We start from the raw sequence: 19752 nt of genomic DNA, 5'->3' as shown, positions 1-19752 counted from the left end.
ATTTGTTGAATAGATCGGAGTTTTATGTGTTAGCCAAAAAAGTTTCTACTTCTTCTTCGGATAATTCTTCTATTTTTTCCAACAGAAGTTCCTCAATCATTTCTGCCTGTTTGGTTGGTATCATGGCTTGCAATAAAAGGTCACGCAGTGGTAAATCTATAGGAAATTTCGCTCTCAATCGAGAAATTAATTGAGTTGCAATGAGAGAGTCTCCTCCTAACTCATAAAAGTTGTCGTAAATACCAACTTCTGCAATTCCAAGTACCTCTTGCCATATTTCCGTAATTTGTGTTTCTAACTGGTTTGTCGGAGCAGCATAGGAATTACTAAGTTGAGGTCTGGAATAGCATGGTGATGAATCTAATTGATTAGAAGATTTTGAATTTGTACGATGGTTCAATGTATAATTATGTCTGGCGTTTAAATCTACGGTAGAAACAATAATTTGAGTTCCTCTATCTAGAGAAAATATTCGTTTAAATACTTCTATAGTTTCTGCTGGAGTAATGCCTAATTTCAAACCCAGTCCTTGCTCTGGTTTTTTTTGCTCTTGGGCGACATTTAGCTGTAACTTATCCCAATTTATAATGTACCAGGATAAAGAATTATTGCGGTTGTGTTGATTAGCAAAGCTATCTATGAAATGATTTGCGGCTGAATATAACCCTAAGCCAAATCCCCCTAAAATGGAAGCTAAAGAGGAAGAAATGATACAAAAGTCTAATTTTATATTTTGTAAAATTTGTTCTAATACAGCAATTTTACAACATTGAAGTTCAAATAATTTTTCTAATTCTATTTTACCAATTTCTGGCAATGAACCAAATATTTTTTCCCGATTTATTCCAGTTGAATAAATAACTCCATTAATCTGTCCAATATTATAAGATGAGAAGCTTTGATGCATTTGCTCATAATTAGTAGTATCCGCACGCATTACCAAAACTTCTGCACCTAATTTTTCTAATAATAATAATTGTTGAATTTTATAACTTACTTCATCTTCTTGAGGCTGAGTTACAAGCCATTGTGAGAAATCATCCTTTTCTGGAAAATCTAAATTTTCGATAAATATGATTTTTGCTTGTAGAGTTTTGGCTAAATATTCAGCAAGTACAATTTCAATAGTTTCTAAGCCACCAGGAAACAGATAAACACCGTGTTTTCTCAATGGTATTTTTTCTTCACCTACTGACTCTAAGCGAATTGGCTCAAATGTTTGTACCCAACGGTAGCAACCACGATAAGCAACAATTAAGTCTGAGGATGCAGATGTTAACTCGCTTAAAAGTTTGTCAATAATATTACTTTCACAATCCTCTTGTTCTTTGTGTGCATCTAGGTGATTAGTTATAGCAATATCAATACTGCGGCAGGTTATATTAGGATACTCTTGAGAAATTACCTTACATAAACCTAATACCGTTGATTTTTCTGGAGCTATAATTTCATTTCCATTGACTTCTTGAATATGATTAGATACAACCCAAACTTGTAATATTTCGTCACTTTTGATTTTTCTTAAGCTCTGCGATAAAAACAGTAGACTATTGAATTCTAAATAATTTTTTATTTGACATTTTTCAAGTTTACTGATGCTCCATAAGTAAACTATATTATGCGGATATTTGCCGAATGAACTTAATTCTTTAAATAAGATATTATAGTCTTCGCTTACACACGGATTAATTGTATAAACACCTTCAGTCTCTTTACTAAAAATTTCTCCCTGTTTAACTATAATTATATTTTTATTTTGACTCTTTAATACATTAATTAAATTTTCACCTACTCCAAAATTATCAATGAAAAACAACCATTGCTCTTGGGAAGCTTCTGTATGAGCAAAAGATGAATGAGTGAGTAAAGAGCGTTTCCATGAAGGAGTATAAAACCAATTTGCAATATCTTGTTTCTGCTCTAATGTTGCCGAGTTACTCTTTACAGAAGGTGATGCAGATTTGGTATCAATCCAATACCTTTGTCGCTCAAAAGGATAGGTAGGAAGAGGTAAACGATGAGGCTGTTCGTGGGTATAAAATCCAGACCAATCTATATTTACACCAAAAAGCCACAACCGACCTAATGTTTGCAACAAAAACCCTACATCCGATTGTTGCTCTTTAAGATGGGGTAAGGAAGTTAGGATGTATTGTTTAGCATTTTTATCTAAATGCTGTGTGCTGAATGTGCTTAAAGTTCGTCCCGGCCCCACCTCTAGAAAAACACCTGCAAACTGCTCTAAAAGTTGAGATATGCCATCAGAAAATCTTACAGTTTGTCTTAAATGTTGGCTCCAATAAGCGGGATTTGTGGCTTGTGCATCTGTAATCCAAGTACCAGTTACGTTAGAAATAAAGCCGATGCGTGGTGGATTCAGTTGAACTGTTTTCAGCAACTGCACAAACTCTTCTAATATTGGTGACATCATTTCCGAATGGAACGCATGAGATGTATGCAATAAACGACATTCAACCCCTTGAGGTGATAATTGATTTTGTAGAGTTGCGATCGCTTCCTTTGTTCCAGAAACCACGCATGAAGTTTTGGTATTAATCGCTGCTATTTCTAGAGAGTTTTCATATAAAGGCTGTGCATCCAACAGCGATCGCGAAGCGTGCCGGATGGCATCTCGCACATTTTTTTCTGGTAGTGGAATTGCCAGCATACTTCCTGGAGGTAACTGTTGCATCAGTTGTCCCCTTTTTGCCACAATTACTAAGGCATCTTCAAGAGAAAATACACCTGCGATCGCGGCTGCAACATATTCCCCAATACTATGACCAATCATCGCTTCTGGGCGCACTCCCCAAGACATCCATAACTGAGCTAGGGCGTACTCAATTACAAATAACGCTGGTTGGGTGAAGGCTGTTTGTTGTAACTTTTGGCTAGCCGCTGCAATTTCTTCTGGCTCTGGAAACAATAGATCGCGGATATCAAGACTAAGATGGGGTTGCAAAATTTCGGCGCAAGTATCTATATGTCTGCGATATGTCGGTTCGACTTCGTATAATTCCCGACTCATGTTTGCATATTGCGATCCTTGTCCTGAAAACATGAAAATTACTGGCTGTTCTCTATGCTCCTGACATACAGTAAAAATTCGTTCTTGCTCTTGTGTTTCTAAAACGCTGACAGCATCTTCAACACTCTGACACACCAATATTCGGCGATGGTTAAAAGCTCTACGGCCTACTTTTAAAGTATAGGCAACATTAGCTAAATTTATATTTGAGTGTTGTTTTAAATACGCAACTAAATTAGTAGTTGCAGTTTCTAAGGCTGTGCTAGTTTTGGCTGAGATTAACAACAATTGCCAAGGTTTAGAGTCATCAAAATATTCAATTTTAGGGGCTTCTTCCAGAATCACATGGGCGTTAGTCCCACCAAAACCTAAGGAACTAATTCCTGCTCTTCGGGGAGTATTGTTAGTTTCCCATTCGCTAAGTTTAGTATTAACGTAGAAGGGACTGTTGACAAAATCAATCTCAGGATTGGGAACTTCAAAATTGAGGCTAGGAGGGATTTTTTTATATTTTAATGCTTGTACAGTTTTGATTAGACTTGCTATACCAGCAGCTATATCTAAATGTCCAATATTTGGTTTTACTGAACCGATAGCACAGAAGCCATTTCTTTGGGTAAAAGCACGAAAAGCCTTAGTGAGTGCAGCAATTTCCACTGGATCTCCAGCAGCTGTTCCAGTTCCATGAGTTTCTATATAGGAAATATCTTCAGCATCTATTCCAGCATTTGCCAGAGCTTCTACAATAACTTCAGCTTGACCATTTACACTAGGTGCTGTATAGCTAACTTTCAAAGAACCGTCATTGTTGATTGCTGAACCTTTGATAACTGCATGAATATAATCTTTATCTGCGATCGCATCTTTTAATCTTTTTAAAACGACTATTCCCAGTCCACTGCCGAAAACAGTACCCTGTGCTTTAGCATCGAAGGCTCGACAATGACCATCAGGAGATAGAATTCCATCCTCTTCATAAAAATAACCTGACTTTTGTGGAACTATAATCGTCACTCCGCCTGCTAAAGCGATATCACACTCTTCATCAAGTAGACTTTTGCAGGCTAAGTGTAAAGCAACTAATGAACTAGAGCAGTAAGTTTGAATTCCTATGCTTGGACCTTTTAAATTTAATTTATATGAGACATTTGTGGTCAAAAAATCTTTATTAAAAGTATAGTTATTGGAAATATCTCTAGAATTAACATTGTTATATATATTGTTAAAAAAGTAAGTGTTTGTGCTAACACCAGCATAAACTCCAATCAAACCTTCATAAGTTTCTGGATCGTATCCAGCGTTTTCCAGAGCTTCCCAGGCACATTCTATAAAGAGGCGATGTTGGGGGTCCATTAGTTCGGCTTCTCTAGGGGTGTAACCAAAGAACCTCGCATCAAAATACTCAATATCTTCTAATATAGGTGCTGCTTTCACATAATTTGGATCGTGTAAAATTTCCTCTTCCAGATTTGAATCTACTAAATCTTCATTTGAGAAAAAAGAAATAGACTCAACTTTATTTTGGATATTATACCAAAACTCATCGATATTGTTTGCACCAGGTAAACGACCAGACATCCCCACTATTGCTATATCTGGATTTGTTATTTCTTCTTGTCCTATTTCTATACTCATGATCTGATTAACCAAATAAATTAACTTTATATTTTAGTTTGTTTGCATTTTCATCTGTCTTCTTCTTTGTCCTCGACTTAGCCTTTGTTCAAAAGCATTTTCCTGAGAGTCTTCAGGAGTAAAAATCTTCGTCATCGAGCCTATATTTGGGCATTCATAAAGTTTGGCAATAGAAAAATTTAAATTAAATGCCTTATTTACGATTGTCATAAGTTGAATACCTATGAGAGAATCACCACCAAGATCAAAGAAGTTATCATAAATTCCTATCCGTTCAATACCAATAACTTCTTGCCAAATTTCAACTAGCTTTTGCTCATTTTTATTTCGAGGAGCAACATAATCGTTACTTAGTTCAGGTCTAGGATATTTTAATTTGGAAGAGTTGACAGCTTCTAAAAGTTCTATGGTCTGTATTTTATTGTAAGAATTGTACTGTTTGAGTACATCCAAGAAGTCAGATGTAGATATTACAACTTGAGGCATGGGATTTTCCAAAATGCGGAGAAACACATCTACACCTTCATTGGATAATATACCTTGTTTAAGATTTTCTTTTCGCAATTCTTGGAGTCGCTGGGGCAATTCTGTGTTCACTGCCATCCCAACTTCTTGCCAACTATCCCAGTTAATGCTAGTAGTAAATCGACCCTGCTTTGCAGAATTACAGTGAGCAAAGGCATTAAGAAAGGCATTAGCTGCACAATAGTCTACCTGTCCAAATTCCGCTACAATTGAGCTATTTGATGATACTAGAATAAAGAAATCTAACTCCGTATCTTTGACAATTGCATCAATAACTATTGTCCCCTTTACCTTTGGAGCCAGAACACTTTCTGCTTCTTCTAGAGTTTTTCGCTGAATTACACCGCCTCCAGGAACTCCAGCAGAGTGAATAACACCACTTAGTTGACCAAATTGTTGTTGAGCTTGAGCGATCGCACTTTGCATTTGTTCTATGTTGCTGACATCAGCAGCGATGGCTAAAACTTCTGCACCCAAGTCTTCAAGTTCTTGAACTTTGCGAATTTTACAGCTAGTATTATCACTCTCATCGTGAGTGGATAGCCATTGAGACCACTGCTCTTTTTTGGGTAAAGCAGAACGTCCTACTAACAGTAGTTTTGCTTGGACAGTCCTAGCTAAGTATTCTGCCAAAACAAGTCCGATACCTCCGAGTCCACCTGTAATTAAATAGACTCCTCTTTCTCGTAGTCGAGGGGTTTCAATTTTAGCTCGATCAAAACGCACTGGCTCAAAACTCTGTACCCATCGATTCAAACCTCGATAAGCTATTAAATTTTCAGAATTATCAACCGTCAGTTCTGCCAGTAATTTTTCTATAAGTTTTTCTTCTTGCCAACTGTCGTTAGGAGGAAGAATAACATCAATACTACGACAATTTATATTTGCATATTCTTGAGAAATAACTTTAATTGGGCCGATTAAAGTGGCTTTTTCTGGACAAAGCGCTTCAGTTCCCGTCACTGACTGTAGGTTGTTAGAAATAACTGTGATTTGAAAATTATCACTAGTTTCGCGTCTTCCCAAAGCTTGGGCAATAAATAATAAACTATAAAATCCTTTGATTTGGGCTGATTCTAGTTCTGCAATTTCTAATTCATGTTCACTGATACTTGTAACATTCCATAAATGAACTATCGTTTGTGGCAACTTGTTTTTTCTGAGCAATTCTTGGAATAAAACATCGTAATCCTGATGATTTTTTGGGTTGATAGTATATCCATCGCCTAGTATGATAAATTTATCACCGATTTTTACAGTAATGACATCTTGGTTTTGTTTTTCTAATTGTTTTACCAACTTGATACCCAAGCCACACTCATCGATAAATACCAAAGTGCAAGATTTTTTAGTTACTAATTTTTGGATATCAAGTTCGACTGGAGGTAAAGAAGGTTTCCAAAAAGGAAGATAAAACCAGTCGGCTATATCAGCTTTTTTAGTTAGTGATACTATATGAGCATCATCTTTGCCTTGCTTTTTCGCTTCAATCCAGTATCTTTGCCGTTCAAAGGGATAGGTAGGTAAAGGTAGACGATGACGCTGTTCTTCGCTATAAAATTCCGACCAATCTATATCGACACCAAAAAGCCATAACTGCCCTAATGTCTGCAACAAAAAGCTTACATCCGATTGTTGCTCTTTGACATGGGGTAAAGAAGTTAGCACATATTGTTTAGCATTGATATCTAAATGTTGTTTGGTTAATGTGCTTAAATTTTGTCCTGGCCCCACCTCTAGAAAAACGCCTTCAAACTGCTTTAATAGTTGAGAAATACTATCGGAAAATTTTACAGTTTTTTGTAAATGTTGGCTCCAATAGTTAGGATTTGTGGCTTGTGCATCTGTAATCCAGCTACCAGTCTCATTGGAAATAAAGCGAATACTTGGTGGATTGAGTTGAACTTTTGTGAGCGATCGCAGTTGTCCCCTGTTTGCTACAATCAATACGGCATCTTCAAGAGAAAATACACCTGCGATCGCAGCTGCAACATATTCCCCAATATCGGCACCAATCATCGCTTCTGGGCGCACTCCCCATGAAATCAATAACTCAGCCAAGGCGTACTCAATTACAAATAACGCTGCTTGGGTAAGCGCTGTTTGTTGTAGTTGTTGGTTAGCCGCTTCAATTTTTTCTGGTTCGGGAAAGAGTAGGTGACGGATATCAAAACCGAGGTGGGGTTGCAAAATTTCGGCGCAAGTATCTATATGTCTGCGAAATGTTGCTTCAACTTTGTATAATTCCCGACCCATGTTTGCATATTCTGACCCTTGTCCTGAAAACATGAAAATGACAGGGCAACGACTTGGTTTCCAGTGGTGACTAAAAACACGTTCTGCTTCTTCATTTTTAAGTAATCTAACTGCATCATTTAAATTTTGGCAAACTACCAGCCGCCGACGATCGAAAGCTCGACGGCCTACTTGTAGGGTGTAAGCTACATCTGGCAGGTTGATATTAGGATGTTGCTGGAGGTAAGCCGCTAAATTTGCAGTCGCACTTTCTAAAGCTGTACTAGTTTTGGCTGAGAGTAATAGCAATTGCCAAGGTCGAGAAGCACTGGATGTTTCAATTACTGGAGCTTCTTCCAAAATTACATGGGCATTAGTCCCGCCAACTCCAAAAGAACTGACACCTGCTCTGCGAGGTAAACTATTAGTTTTCCATTCTGATAATTTGGTATTGACGTAGAAGGGACTATTGGCAAAGTCTATCTCTGGGTTGGGTTTTTCAAAATGTAAACTAGGGGGTATTTGTTTATGTTTTAATGCAAGTACCGTTTTAATTAAACCTGTTACCCCGGCTGCTGTATCCAGATGCCCAATATTGCTTTTTACTGAACCAATAGCACAAAAACATTTTTTATTTGTACTAGCACGAAAAGCTTGTGTGAGAGCCTTGATTTCAATCGGATCTCCTAAAGGAGTTGCAGTTCCATGAGCTTCAATATAAGAAATAGTATCGGGTTCAACACCAGCTAAGGCAAGCGCTTCTAAAATTACTTCTCTTTGACCATTAACACTAGGTGCTGTATAACCAACCTTTAAAGAACCGTCATTATTGATAGCTGAACCTTTAATTACAGCATGAATAAAGTCTCCATCAGCAACAGCATCAGCCAACCGTTTCAACACAACAATTCCCAAACCATCGCCAAATACTGTTCCTTTGGCGTTAGTATCAAAAGTTCGGCAGTGTCCATCAGGGGAACAAAGAACCCCTTCTTGATACTGATAACCAGATTTTTGGGGTAGCTTTGCTATAGAAACACCACCAGCCAAAGCTATATCACTTTCACCATTTAGCAAACTTTGACAGGCTAAATGTACCGCGATTAATGATGTAGAGCAGTTATTCTGAACATTAATACTTGGCCCAGTCAAATTTAACTTGTAAGAAGTTTGCGTACTTAAATTATCTTTTTCATTACCAATAAAAATATTTAAAGCATCTACCGACTGCATTAAATCTTGATTGGAATATAAATTTGTAAATAAATAATTACTATTAGTTACACCAGCGTAAACCCCAATTTTCCCGTTGTATGATTCAGAATCATAGCCCGCAGATTCTAAAGCTTCCCAGGCAGATTCTAAAAAGATCCGATGTTGTGGGTCTGTGATTTCAGCTTCTCTAGGAGTAAATCCAAAAAATGCAGCATCAAATAACTCAATATCTTCCACTATGCTGCTTGCTTTTACATAATTGGGATCGTTGAGCAAAGTCGGCTCTATACCCGCAGCTAGCAGTTCTTCATTTGTAAAATGAGAAATTGACTCTACTCCATCTCGCAAATTCTTCCAAAAAATATCAACATTTTTTGCACCTGGAAAACGACCATTAATACCAATGATGGCTATTTCATCGTTATCATCAAAGTTATTAAATTCATGAGAATTGTTCATGGAAAATACCTAATTAAACTTATTAACAGCAACTACACTAGGCTCTGAGTGGCTTCTAAGGAATCTGATATCGATAAATCTAAAGCAATCTGAATTTGATCATTTAATACTGCATCTATATCCTCTTTAGTCGTCAGCGGATTAGCAATTACCGCACGAAGCGCAGTAACAGAAATTTCTTTTTCTAAACAGTTAATTCTTTTTGTTGTCCGCGAGATAAAAGTACGACCAGCTTGACGTTGAGTTTTTTGCAGCAGCTCATTGAATATATTGATTTGTTGATTATCAGTGTCTGTTAATTGTTTTTTAACTGCAAGTTCTCTGAAAGGTTCCGGGATGTAACGGTAAAGAAGGAGATTTATATCCGGTTGAGATAGTAACTCAAATTCGGGTATGGCAGTAATCCGATCCGCCATATATTGTGTCTTCTCAATACCTGCATCAATTAAAAATTCATAACCTTTAAGTCCGATCAGATGTAACCCAGCATGTAAAAATAATGCCATACCCGCTCGAGAACCTTCTAAAGCGCGTTTACCCAAATCGAATGAACCCTTACGCATGGTGTAGCTAGCATTTTTTTCAATCGATAAAGCTAAGTATGGTTCGCGCATAAATACCATACCAATACCCATAGGTAAATACAGTTGTTTATGTCCATCAATTGTTACCGAATCAGCGCGTTCAATACCAATAAGCTTTTGTCGATGTTGTTCAGAAAAAATGAGTGGCCCACCCCAAGCTGCATCTACATGAAAATGAACATTTGCAGCTTGGGCAATATCTGCTATGTCTAAAAGCGAATCTATGTTTCCAGAATCCGTAGTACCAGCAACGCCCACGATCGCAATAATATGCAAGTTTTTAGTCTGACAATCTGCAACAGCCTGACGTAAAGCTGCTAAGTCTACTTGATTATCAACATTAGTAGGAATTTTTATTAAACCATGCGTACCTATGCCTAATAAATCTGCGGCTTTGTCAAAAGAATAATGCATCAGTTCAGAGCCAATGATTACCGCTCCTTGATAACCGTAGTAATCTAAAGCTGCTGTTAAACCTTCTTTTTCTACACCTGCAAAACCATTTTTTGCACCTAAAGATTTATTGCGAGCGCACCAAAGTGCGATGATATTTGCTGCCGTACCTCCAGAAACCAATATGCCTAAAGTGCTTTGGCTATTTTGGACATGTTCGTTATAAAATTCATCAGAAAAATTATAAATCAATCTATGCATCATTGCCAAAGCCTGTCGTTCATAAGGGCTAAAAGCTTTGGCTGTTTCTATTTTGACAACATTTTGGTTCATGGCTGTCATCAGTTTTGCGATCGGCCGCACAAAACAGGGAAGAGCAGAGGTCATATGACCTATAAACCGTGGTGAAGATGTATGTATTGAATGATTAATAACGTTATTTGCTAAATAATCAAGGTAGCTATCAAAATTACCAGGATTAATAGGAACTTGACTATCAGAAAACGTTTCTACTAATGCATTGAAATCAATATTTGAATTAGTATTAATTGCGTTTAAAAAATCATCAACTAAAGTGTCAGTTTGAACACCCATTTTAGCTTCTATAGATGATTTTAACTTGTTAGATGGTGCAAATAATTGCATCACTCCCTTGGCAACTTCATACTGTGGTGTTACCTCATTTTCAAGAAAGAAATTTTGCTGAGTTTTTTCTTGTCTCTGCTGACTTAATGCCATTTTATACTCCAGAATATATCTTGGTTCTTAATTGCCTAGCTATAACTTTTTAGTCAGGACTTTAGTCCTTATTCTAAGTAAACCCTGAACTAGGTTTAAAATACTAATTATCTTCTATCAGTGATGTCCTTCGATGATTTTGTCTAGCTTGTTTGCGACGTTTAATTGAAGCAGACCTCGTTTGAGTTCGGTAAGAATCTTTTTGTAAAGAAGCTTCTTCGTCGCTACTTAAAAACTCGGCAAGTGAACTAATAGTTGGTCTTTCATAAATGCTGATTATCGGAATATGGGCATTTAATTCTTTTTGTAAATGAGAGATAATCTCAACACCTATGAGAGAACTACCTCCCAAATCAAAAAAGTTATCATAAATACCAATTTTTTCAATTCCCAGAACTTTTTGCCAAGTCGTAGCAACTATTTGCTCTACATTATTGCTAGATGGAACATACTCGTTTTGTAAGTTTGCTCTGGAATGAAGTGATAAACTACCTTGATTATTTGATGATTCCTTATTTTGTAAAAATTTTCGTTTTATCCATTGTTCAATTCTGGGTTGTAGTTCTCCCGCAGAAACAACAATTTGTGGAGTTTTATTTAAAGATAATACACGGCTAAAGACATCGATTCCTTCCTGCCATGTCATGCGTAATTTTTCTAAAGCTACTCCCACAGTTAAATCCTGCATATCATCTTCTTGAGATTGCCAAGTATCCCAGTTGACGCTAATACAAGGAAACATATTTATTTGGTTGTGCTTGTGGGCATAGGCATCCATAAAAATGTTAGCAGCAGAATAAGAAGTTAACCCTAAACCTCCTAAAACAGATGATGAGGAAGACGTAAATAAGCAAAAATCTAACTTTTGGTCTTGCAAAACTTTTTCTAAAACAAATAGTCCATACACTTTAGGATTAAATTGTGATTGACTTTGAATTTTAGAACTTTCTTCGATAGTATAATATGCATCGTCATTAATTCCGGCTGCGTGGATCGCGCCATGAATTTCACCAAACCGTTCATTAACTAATGCTATAGCTTGTTGCATTTGTTCTTCATTAGCTACATCAGCCGCGATCGCTTGAACTTGTGCACCTAATTCTTCTAGCCTCATCACCTTTTTGAGTTTCTGGCTAACTTCATTAGATTCATCGTGGTTTAGCAGCCATTCTGACCACTGGTGTCTTTCCGGTATGCCTTTTCTGCCGATTAAAACTAACTTAGCTTGCATTGTTTTTGCTAAGTATTCTGACATTGCTAAACCAATGCGACCAAGCCCACCAGTGATTAAGTAAACACCTCCTTTTCTCAACTTGGTTTTGCTGATAATGCCTTTATCTAAATGTACAGCTTCGTATGTTTTAATCCAGCGATGATTGCCACGATAAGCAATTAAGTTCTCAGTTATTGGTGCTGTAAATTCTGTAAGCAGTGAGTCTATAAGTGTTTGTGATGGCTTAGTTATAGAGTCCGGAAGTACAATATCAAAGCAACAGCAAGTAATGTTGAGATACTCTTGTGGAATTACATTGCATGGCCCTAATATAGTTGCCTTCTCAGGGCATAATTTTTCGCTGCCAGTTATATCATGTAGATTACTGGTGACAACCATCAGCTTGATTGGCTCAATTATATTTTGTTTTGCCAAGGCTTGGGTCAGAAACAGCAAACTATCAAAACCAAGACTTTGGCAATCTTCAAAAAACTGATATTGTGTTTGTGGCTCTAGCTCTTGACTGGGTAAAGTATCGTTAGGAGTAACGCTCCAAAAATGCGCAAAATGCCATGCGATCGCTTGTGAGTTCCAATTCTGTTTTTGTAGTGTTTCCAACAAAACATTATAGTCATCCTTTTGTCTAGGATTGATTGTATATGTACACTCATCAAGCTGTGAAAATTTATCTGCGACCCTAACAAAAATCACCTCATGTTTTTGTTGTTTCAGTCGTTCAGCGATTTCTGCTCCCACTCCATAGGGATCGACAAACACTAACCAATATGAATTTTGTTCTACCAATTTATCCGGTTGAAAAAATTCCATTGGTGTAGATTCTTTCCATCGAGGAACGTAGAACCAATCAGCAATATCTGGTTTTTTATCAGAACTTTTTGGCGACATCATTGCCAGAGTTGCATTTCGATTTACCTCAATCCAGTAACGCTGCCGCTCAAAAGGATAAGTAGGTAAGGGTATGCGATGACGCTTTTCATTTACATAAAAACCTGACCAATCAATTTGAATTCCTACTAACCAAAGCCTACCCAAAGTGTTAAGTAAAAATTCTATATCTGATTGTTGCTCTTGAGGATGTCGTATAGAAGTTAGTGCTATGAGTTTATCTGTTTGATGTTGTTTCGCAAAACTACTTAGCGTCCGTCCTGGCCCAACTTCCAACAGTATTGCCTCTGGCTGTTTGAGCAACTCACAGATTCCTAAACTGAAGCGTACTGGTTGCCTTAAATGTCTAGCCCAATAGTTAGGATCTGTTGCTTCAGCTGCGGTAATCCAAGTACCGCTAACATTAGAAACAAACTGAATTTTTGGAGTATTAAGTTTTATATTTTGTAATAACTGGATGAAAGTCTCAATGATGGGTTCCATCATTTGAGAATGAAAGGCGTGAGAAGTATGCAAACGCCTAAAGTTTACACCTATTTGTTGTAGCTTTTGTTGTAATTTCTCTATTGCTTCTGTTGCACCGGACACCACACAAGAAGAAGGTGCATTGCTCGCAGCCAGAGAAATTTCCTTTTCTAGCAGTTGTTGTAACTCTTGTTCTGGAAGCTGAACCGAGAGCATAGCACCACCAGGTAACTGCTGCATTAGTTTTCCTCGCATTGCAACTATAGCTAAGGCATCTTCTAAAGAGAAAACTCCAGCGATCGTTGCAGCTACATACTCCCCTATACTGTGACCAATCATCATCTCAGGGCGCACACCCCATGCCATCCACAACTTGGCTAGAGCATATTCAATCACAAACAACGCAGGTTGAGTAATTGCTGTTTGCTGCAACTTTTGTGTTGCTTCTTGAGCTTTTTCTACCCTGGGATAGAGAACTGAACGCAGGTCTAATTCTAAGTAAGGTTTAAGTAATTCACAGCAATAATCAACTTGCTGTTTAAATACGGCTTCACTTTCGTATAATTCTCGACCCATATTTACATATTGCGAACCTTGTCCAGAAAACATAAACACGACCGGACGATTACAAGGTTCTTGGTAATGGGTGAAAGCTCTTTGAGGATCTTGCAATGCATTAATTGCATCTTGTTGGTTTTGGCAAACTACTATTCGGCGATGGTTCAAAGTCCACCGTCCTAATTGTAAAGTATGAGCAACATCCGCAAGGTTTAAATCTGGATTTTTTTGCAGGTAATTAGTTAAATTTTCTGTAGCAGTTTCTAGTGCTGTATTCGTCTTAGTTGAAAGTAATAATAATTGCCAATGTCTAGAATTACTAGAGGATTGAGTTATCGGAGCTTCTTCTACAACTAAATGGACATTTGTTCCGCCAAAACCAAAGGAACTAACACCCGCCCGCCGAGGAGTATTGCTAGTTTTCCACTCAGATAATTTATTGTTTACATAAAAAGGACTATTGGCAAAATCAATTTGGGGCGATGGTTCTTCAAAGTTTAAACTAGGTGGAATTTGTTTGTGTTTTAAGGCTAGTACAGTTTTAATCAAACCTGCTACTCCAGCAGTTGAGTCTAAATGCCCAATATTGGTTTTCACAGAACCAATACCACAAAATCCTTTGTTCTGAGTTTTAGTACGAAAAGCTTGTGTTAAGGCAGCGATTTCAACGGGATCTCCTAGAGAAGTGCCGGTTCCATGTGCTTCAATGTAGCTAATGGTATCGGGTTCCACCTCAGCCATAACCTGAGCAGCTCTTATTACTTTGGCTTGCCCATCTACGCTGGGTGCTGTATAGCTAACTTTATTTGACCCATCGTTATTAATAGCAGAGCCTTTGATAATAGCATGGATGCAATCGCCATCTGCGATCGCTTCTTCTAACCGTTTTAAAACTACAAGACCTAAACCCCTTCCTTTTACTGTTCCCGCAGCCTTAGCATCAAAAGCACGGCAATGTCCATCAGGAGATTCAATTCCTCCATCTTTATATAAATAACCAACTGCTGTCGATATTGAAACTCCTCCTGCTAAAGCAATATCACACTCACCACTAAGCAAACTTTGGCAAGCTAAATGTACAGCAACCAACGAGCTAGAGCAAGTAGTTTGAACTGCATAACTTGGCCCCTGCAAATTTAATTTATAAGAAGCAAGTGTAGTAACATAATCTGGAGAAGTTCCCTTTTCTATTTGCTTATCACCTACAGAGGCTAGAAGCTCATAATTAGAATAAATGTTAAGTAAATAACTGCCAAAACTTGTCCCAGCGTAGACCCCAATAGGTTTTTTATAGACATCCGAACTATACCCAGCATCTTCAAGTGCTTTCCATGAATGCTCCAAGAAAAAACGGAGTGAAGGGTCCATGACTTCAGCTTCTCTAGGATTAATGTCGAAGAATGAAGCATCAAATAAGTCTATATCTTCAACTACACCCTCTGCTTTAACATAATTTATGTCGCTTAATAAAGCCTCATCTACACCTAAATCTTTTAATTCTCGATCGTTGAATCTATGTATTGACTCTACTCCATCTCGGAGATTGTACCAAAATTGCTCAATATTTTCAGCCTCTGGGAAACAGCCACTCATCCCAATAATGGCTATTTCCAGACCAGTTTTGCTACTTAAATATTCTGAATTTTCCATAATTAATGTTAATTCTTCAATAGTAAATATTAAACGATCTGTTGCTTTTTTTGTAAAAAACGTTGCTTTAATCTTGCTTTACCAGCTTCTAACTGTTCATTTAACTCATTGCTTTGATTTGCAAAGCTATTATCATCTTCTTGGCTTAAATACCGCGATATAGAACTAATTGTTGGATATTTAAATAGATCGGTTATTACTAAGTCTGCTTTATAAAGTTCCCGCAGTTTGCTATAAACCTGAAGTACATTTAGCGAATGACCACCAAGGTCAAAAAAGTTATCTTGAATACCGACTTTCTCCAACTTAAGTATTTTTTGCCAAATGTCAGCAATTGCGTGTTCCATCTCATTTCGCGGCAATACGTAAGCTGTTTCTAATTTCGGGCGAAGATTATCTGGTTTTGGCAGAGCTTTCCGGTCTAGCTTACCGCTAGGTGCTAGGGGTAGATTTTCCAGCATCACAAAGGCAGAGGGTAACATGTGGTCAGGTAACTTTTCTTTTAAGAAGCTACGCAATTCACTAATATTAGGAACTGCTTGTGTCTTAGCAACCACATAGGCAACTAATTGCAAGTTACCTGGTTCGTCTTGTTGAACCACGACTACATTTTCACGTACATTTGGGTGCTGAAGCAAAAATGTTTCAATTTCTCCAAGTTCAACCCGGAAACCACGAATCTTGACCTGATGGTCAATACGCCCCAGAAATTCTATATTCCCATCAGGGAGCCACCTTCCTAAATCTCCAGTTTTATAAATTAAATCTTTGCGATTTTCTGGTAACTTCTGGGTAACATTTGTAAACGGATTGGGAACAAAACTGAAATTAGTTTTTTCTTGATTTTTCCAGTAGCCATCACCAACACCAATACCCGATACACAAATCTCTCCAGGAGCGCCAATGGGTAATAGTTTCATTTCCCCATCTACAATGTAGAGATTTAAGTTTGCTAATGGTTTCCCAATTGGAACTGCTCGCTGATTTTCTGGCAAAGGCTTGTGAACGATAAACTGGGTAATATCATCAGCAGCCTCAGTCGGACCATAGGCGTTAACAATTTTAATTTCAGGATATATCTCAAGCCACTTATTAACCCAACTGACCGATACTGGTTCCCCGACAACCATCATCCATTTCAAATCAGGTAATTCTCTTTGGTGAATCGGTAGCTGGGAAGTATATTCAAGCAAGCCGACAAATAATGCTGGTACTAATTCAACAACTGTGATTTTTTGTGATTTGAGTGCAATAAATAGCTGCTCAGGAATCGCAACGGTTTCGATATCTACTATTACTGTTTTCCCACCAATTAAAAGTGGTGCCAAAAATTGCCAGACAGAAATATCTGTAGAAGAAGGAGCGCTTTGGAGAAAACAAAATTCTGGCGTTAACTTTAACTCATCAAATTGGGCATAAATATGATTAACAGCACCATCATGCCTGACAATTGCCCCCTTTGGTAATCCTGTAGACCCAGAAGTATAAAGCATATAAGCTGGGTCAACAGCATCATTGATACTTTCTAGATTATCATGAGATAGTTGCTCAAAATCCAATTTATTATAAATTTTTAAATCTCGTGATTTAGTCAGTAGCGGCTTTTCATTAGCAATGCTATCTAAGCAAATAATAGATGATAATTGAGAACAGCCTTCTGCCAAGTCTGACAGAACATTCAATAGCGAATAATCGGTTAACAAAAATCTCACTTCGCTATTGGATAGCATATACTTAATTCGATTTTCTGGGTAAGTGCTATCAATGGGTACGTATGCTCCGCCTGCCTTGTATATAGCAAGAATAGCAATCAGGAAGTTGATGTCGCGGTCTTTGAAAATTCCTACAAACTCTCCTTGACGAACTCCTAATTTTCGTAATAATTCAGCTAGCTGATTAGCTTGGTGATTTAGTTCTTGATACGTTAGTTGAGTTTGTTGATGAATAACAGCTATCTTGTTTGGAGTTTCAGATACCTGTTTTTCAAATAATTGATTGATTGTTTGCTGAATGGGATAATCTTTAACTTGCTGATTAAATTCTGTTAATAACTTATAGCGCTCGGCTGATTTTAAGAAAATCATATCTGAGATTTTAGTATCAGCGTTATTTGTAATATTTTCCAGAAGATTAGTATAATATTTACTGATTAATTTTATACTTTCATCTTGAAACAAATCTTCCTTGTACTCGATGTTAGCACTAATACTTTCACCGCTAACTGTAAAAGAAATTGTGATGTCATTATTTAGTTGGCTTAAGTTATTTTTATTATGAATATTTTCTAAGCAAACTACTATGTCAAAAATCGGATGGCGATTAGGAATTGTTGGTAGCTCTAATAAATCAATTAGTTCATCAAAATTATAGTTTTGGTGACTGTAAGCTGCGATCGTAGCATCTTTAATTTGAAAAAGAAAATCTTTAAATGAAACTTGAGGTGTGACTTGAGTACGCAAAGGAAGAACTTTAGCATTTACACAATCGATACCAATTTCCTCATATACTGGTATTCCGATAATAACATCATTATTTCTAGTATATTTTTGTAGCAATATGTTAAAACAAGCTACAAGCATCAAATAGATTGAAAAGTAAGAGCCTTTAGCTAGCTTAATGATTGATTGAGATGAATCAATTGGTAAATCAAAACTCAGAGATTTCTTTTTACCACTAGAAAACAAAGGTCTTACATAGTCCAGCATCAGATTTGTTTCTGGTAGTTCTCCCGATAGTTGATTTATCCAATAGATTTTTTGAGAGAAGAAGTCATTTGACTGTAAATGTATACCCATAGTTTTCCCCTGGCTTGTAACCAATTCTTTTCCGAGTTGTAAATACTAGTATGTATATCTAGTTTTGTATGCAATAATCAAAAGCGTCTTTGATAATGAAACATCCTTTTTCTAAAGTGAGCATATCAATTATTAAAGGAGGTAAAATTTTAATAACAGTATCATTTCTGCCTGCTCTTTCAACTATTAATCCTAGTTCAAAACAACGCGATGTGATACTTTTAGCTAAGCTACTACCGCCAAAGTTTTTAACATCAATACCCCAAATCATCCCAATTCCACGGATTGATATGCATTCATTAATTGGTAATATTTGTTGAGTTAGAAAATTTTTCAAGAAAATCTCTTTAGCCTTAACATCTTGTTCAAAATTACAACTTTCTCTATACTCTAGAGCAGCTGTAGCTCCTACAAATGCCAATTGATTACCCCTAAAAGTACCATTATGTTCACCCGGTTCCCATATATCCAACTCCGGCTTAATCAATAATAGCGACATTGGAAACCCATACCCACTAATAGATTTAGAGAGTACTACCATATCGGGAACTATATCTGCTCTTTCAAAAGAAAAGAAAGGCCCTGTTCGACCACAGCCGACTTGAATATCATCACAAATTAATAAAATATCATTCTCGTCACACAACTTCCTCAGTCTTTGCATCCAGTCAATAGGAGCTATAACAACTCCACCTTCAGCTTGCACTGTTTCAAAAATTATTGCTGCTGGTTTTTCAATTCCAGAATTGACATCATTTAAAACTGTTTCTATATATTCTATTGTGTCAAAACTTTCCATAAATCCATAAGGATAAGGCATAAAGGTTACATTATTTGATGTCCCAATTGCCCCTGCTCTAATTCCGACATTACCACTAATAGATAAGCTTCCTAAAGTCATTCCATGATATGCTCCCATGAAGGAGAATATACCCGATCTTTGTTTTACTTTTCTGGCTAACTTTAAAGCTGCTTCAACTGCATTTGTTCCTGTTGGTCCACAAAACTGAATGCGATAATCTAATTGTTTTGAACTTAATACTACCTCATCAAACTTAGCTAAAAATTTCTCTTTAGCTGAAGTATACATATCCAAACCATGTGCAATTCCATCGGCATCTAAATATGACATAACCTTTTGTTTTATATAGTCATGGTTATGCCCATAATTCAAAGCACCTGCTCCTGCAAAAAAATCAATATATTCCTTTCCTGAGTCTGAATAAATTATAGAACCTTTAGCTCTATGAAATATATCAGGGAAATTCCGGCAATAGCTTCTGACGTTCGATTCACACTTTTCAAATATATTCATAAGAGTGTTTTGTTTGAATTACGAAAGGGATTAATCAG

General features: G+C 37.0%; 6 protein-coding genes. All 6 read right to left on the bottom strand.

Annotated elements, in window-relative coordinates:
- Window positions 1-22 precede the first annotated feature (22 nt).
- Window positions 23-4663 carry a type I polyketide synthase gene (locus tag AC1F2U_RS16645; RefSeq protein WP_480262095.1) on the bottom strand — a complete coding sequence of 1547 codons (4641 nt, stop codon included), beginning with the start codon at window positions 4661-4663 and terminating at the stop codon, window positions 23-25.
- A 33-nt stretch (window positions 4664-4696) separates the two neighbouring features.
- On the bottom strand, window positions 4697-9097 hold the full coding sequence (locus tag AC1F2U_RS16640) for a type I polyketide synthase (protein ID WP_480262094.1): 4401 nt from the start codon (window positions 9095-9097) through the stop codon (window positions 4697-4699).
- A 32-nt stretch (window positions 9098-9129) separates the two neighbouring features.
- A complete protein-coding gene (gene panP / locus AC1F2U_RS16635) occupies window positions 9130-10812 on the bottom strand; it encodes a pyridoxal-dependent aspartate 1-decarboxylase PanP (RefSeq protein ID WP_480262093.1) in 1683 nt (560 codons plus the stop codon).
- A 103-nt stretch (window positions 10813-10915) separates the two neighbouring features.
- Window positions 10916-15604, bottom strand: coding sequence for a type I polyketide synthase (locus AC1F2U_RS16630; protein ID WP_480262092.1), 4689 nt, complete (start codon window positions 15602-15604; stop codon window positions 10916-10918).
- A 29-nt stretch (window positions 15605-15633) separates the two neighbouring features.
- The gene (locus AC1F2U_RS16625) at window positions 15634-18399 is read right to left on the bottom strand and encodes a non-ribosomal peptide synthetase (RefSeq protein WP_480262091.1); all 2766 of its coding nucleotides are present in this window, start codon (window positions 18397-18399) and stop codon (window positions 15634-15636) included.
- A gap of 58 nt (window positions 18400-18457) precedes the next feature.
- Complete coding sequence (ectB, locus tag AC1F2U_RS16620) at window positions 18458-19714, bottom strand: diaminobutyrate--2-oxoglutarate transaminase (protein WP_480262090.1); 1257 nt, start codon at window positions 19712-19714, stop codon at window positions 18458-18460.
- Window positions 19715-19752 lie beyond the last annotated feature (38 nt).

It is taken from the genome of Nostoc sp. LEGE 12454, from assembly GCF_056620565.1.
This window is presented reverse-complemented; position numbering and strand designations above follow the sequence as displayed.

Coding starts and splice junctions, on each gene's coding strand:
- AC1F2U_RS16625 (WP_480262091.1), bottom strand. CDS start 18,399: ATGGGTATACATTTACAGTCAAATGACTTCTTCTCTCAAAAAATCTAT.
- ectB (WP_480262090.1), bottom strand. CDS start 19,714: ATGAATATATTTGAAAAGTGTGAATCGAACGTCAGAAGCTATTGCCGG.
- panP (WP_480262093.1), bottom strand. CDS start 10,812: ATGGCATTAAGTCAGCAGAGACAAGAAAAAACTCAGCAAAATTTCTTT.
- AC1F2U_RS16640 (WP_480262094.1), bottom strand. CDS start 9,097: ATGAACAATTCTCATGAATTTAATAACTTTGATGATAACGATGAAATA.
- AC1F2U_RS16630 (WP_480262092.1), bottom strand. CDS start 15,604: ATGGAAAATTCAGAATATTTAAGTAGCAAAACTGGTCTGGAAATAGCC.
- AC1F2U_RS16645 (WP_480262095.1), bottom strand. CDS start 4,663: ATGAGTATAGAAATAGGACAAGAAGAAATAACAAATCCAGATATAGCA.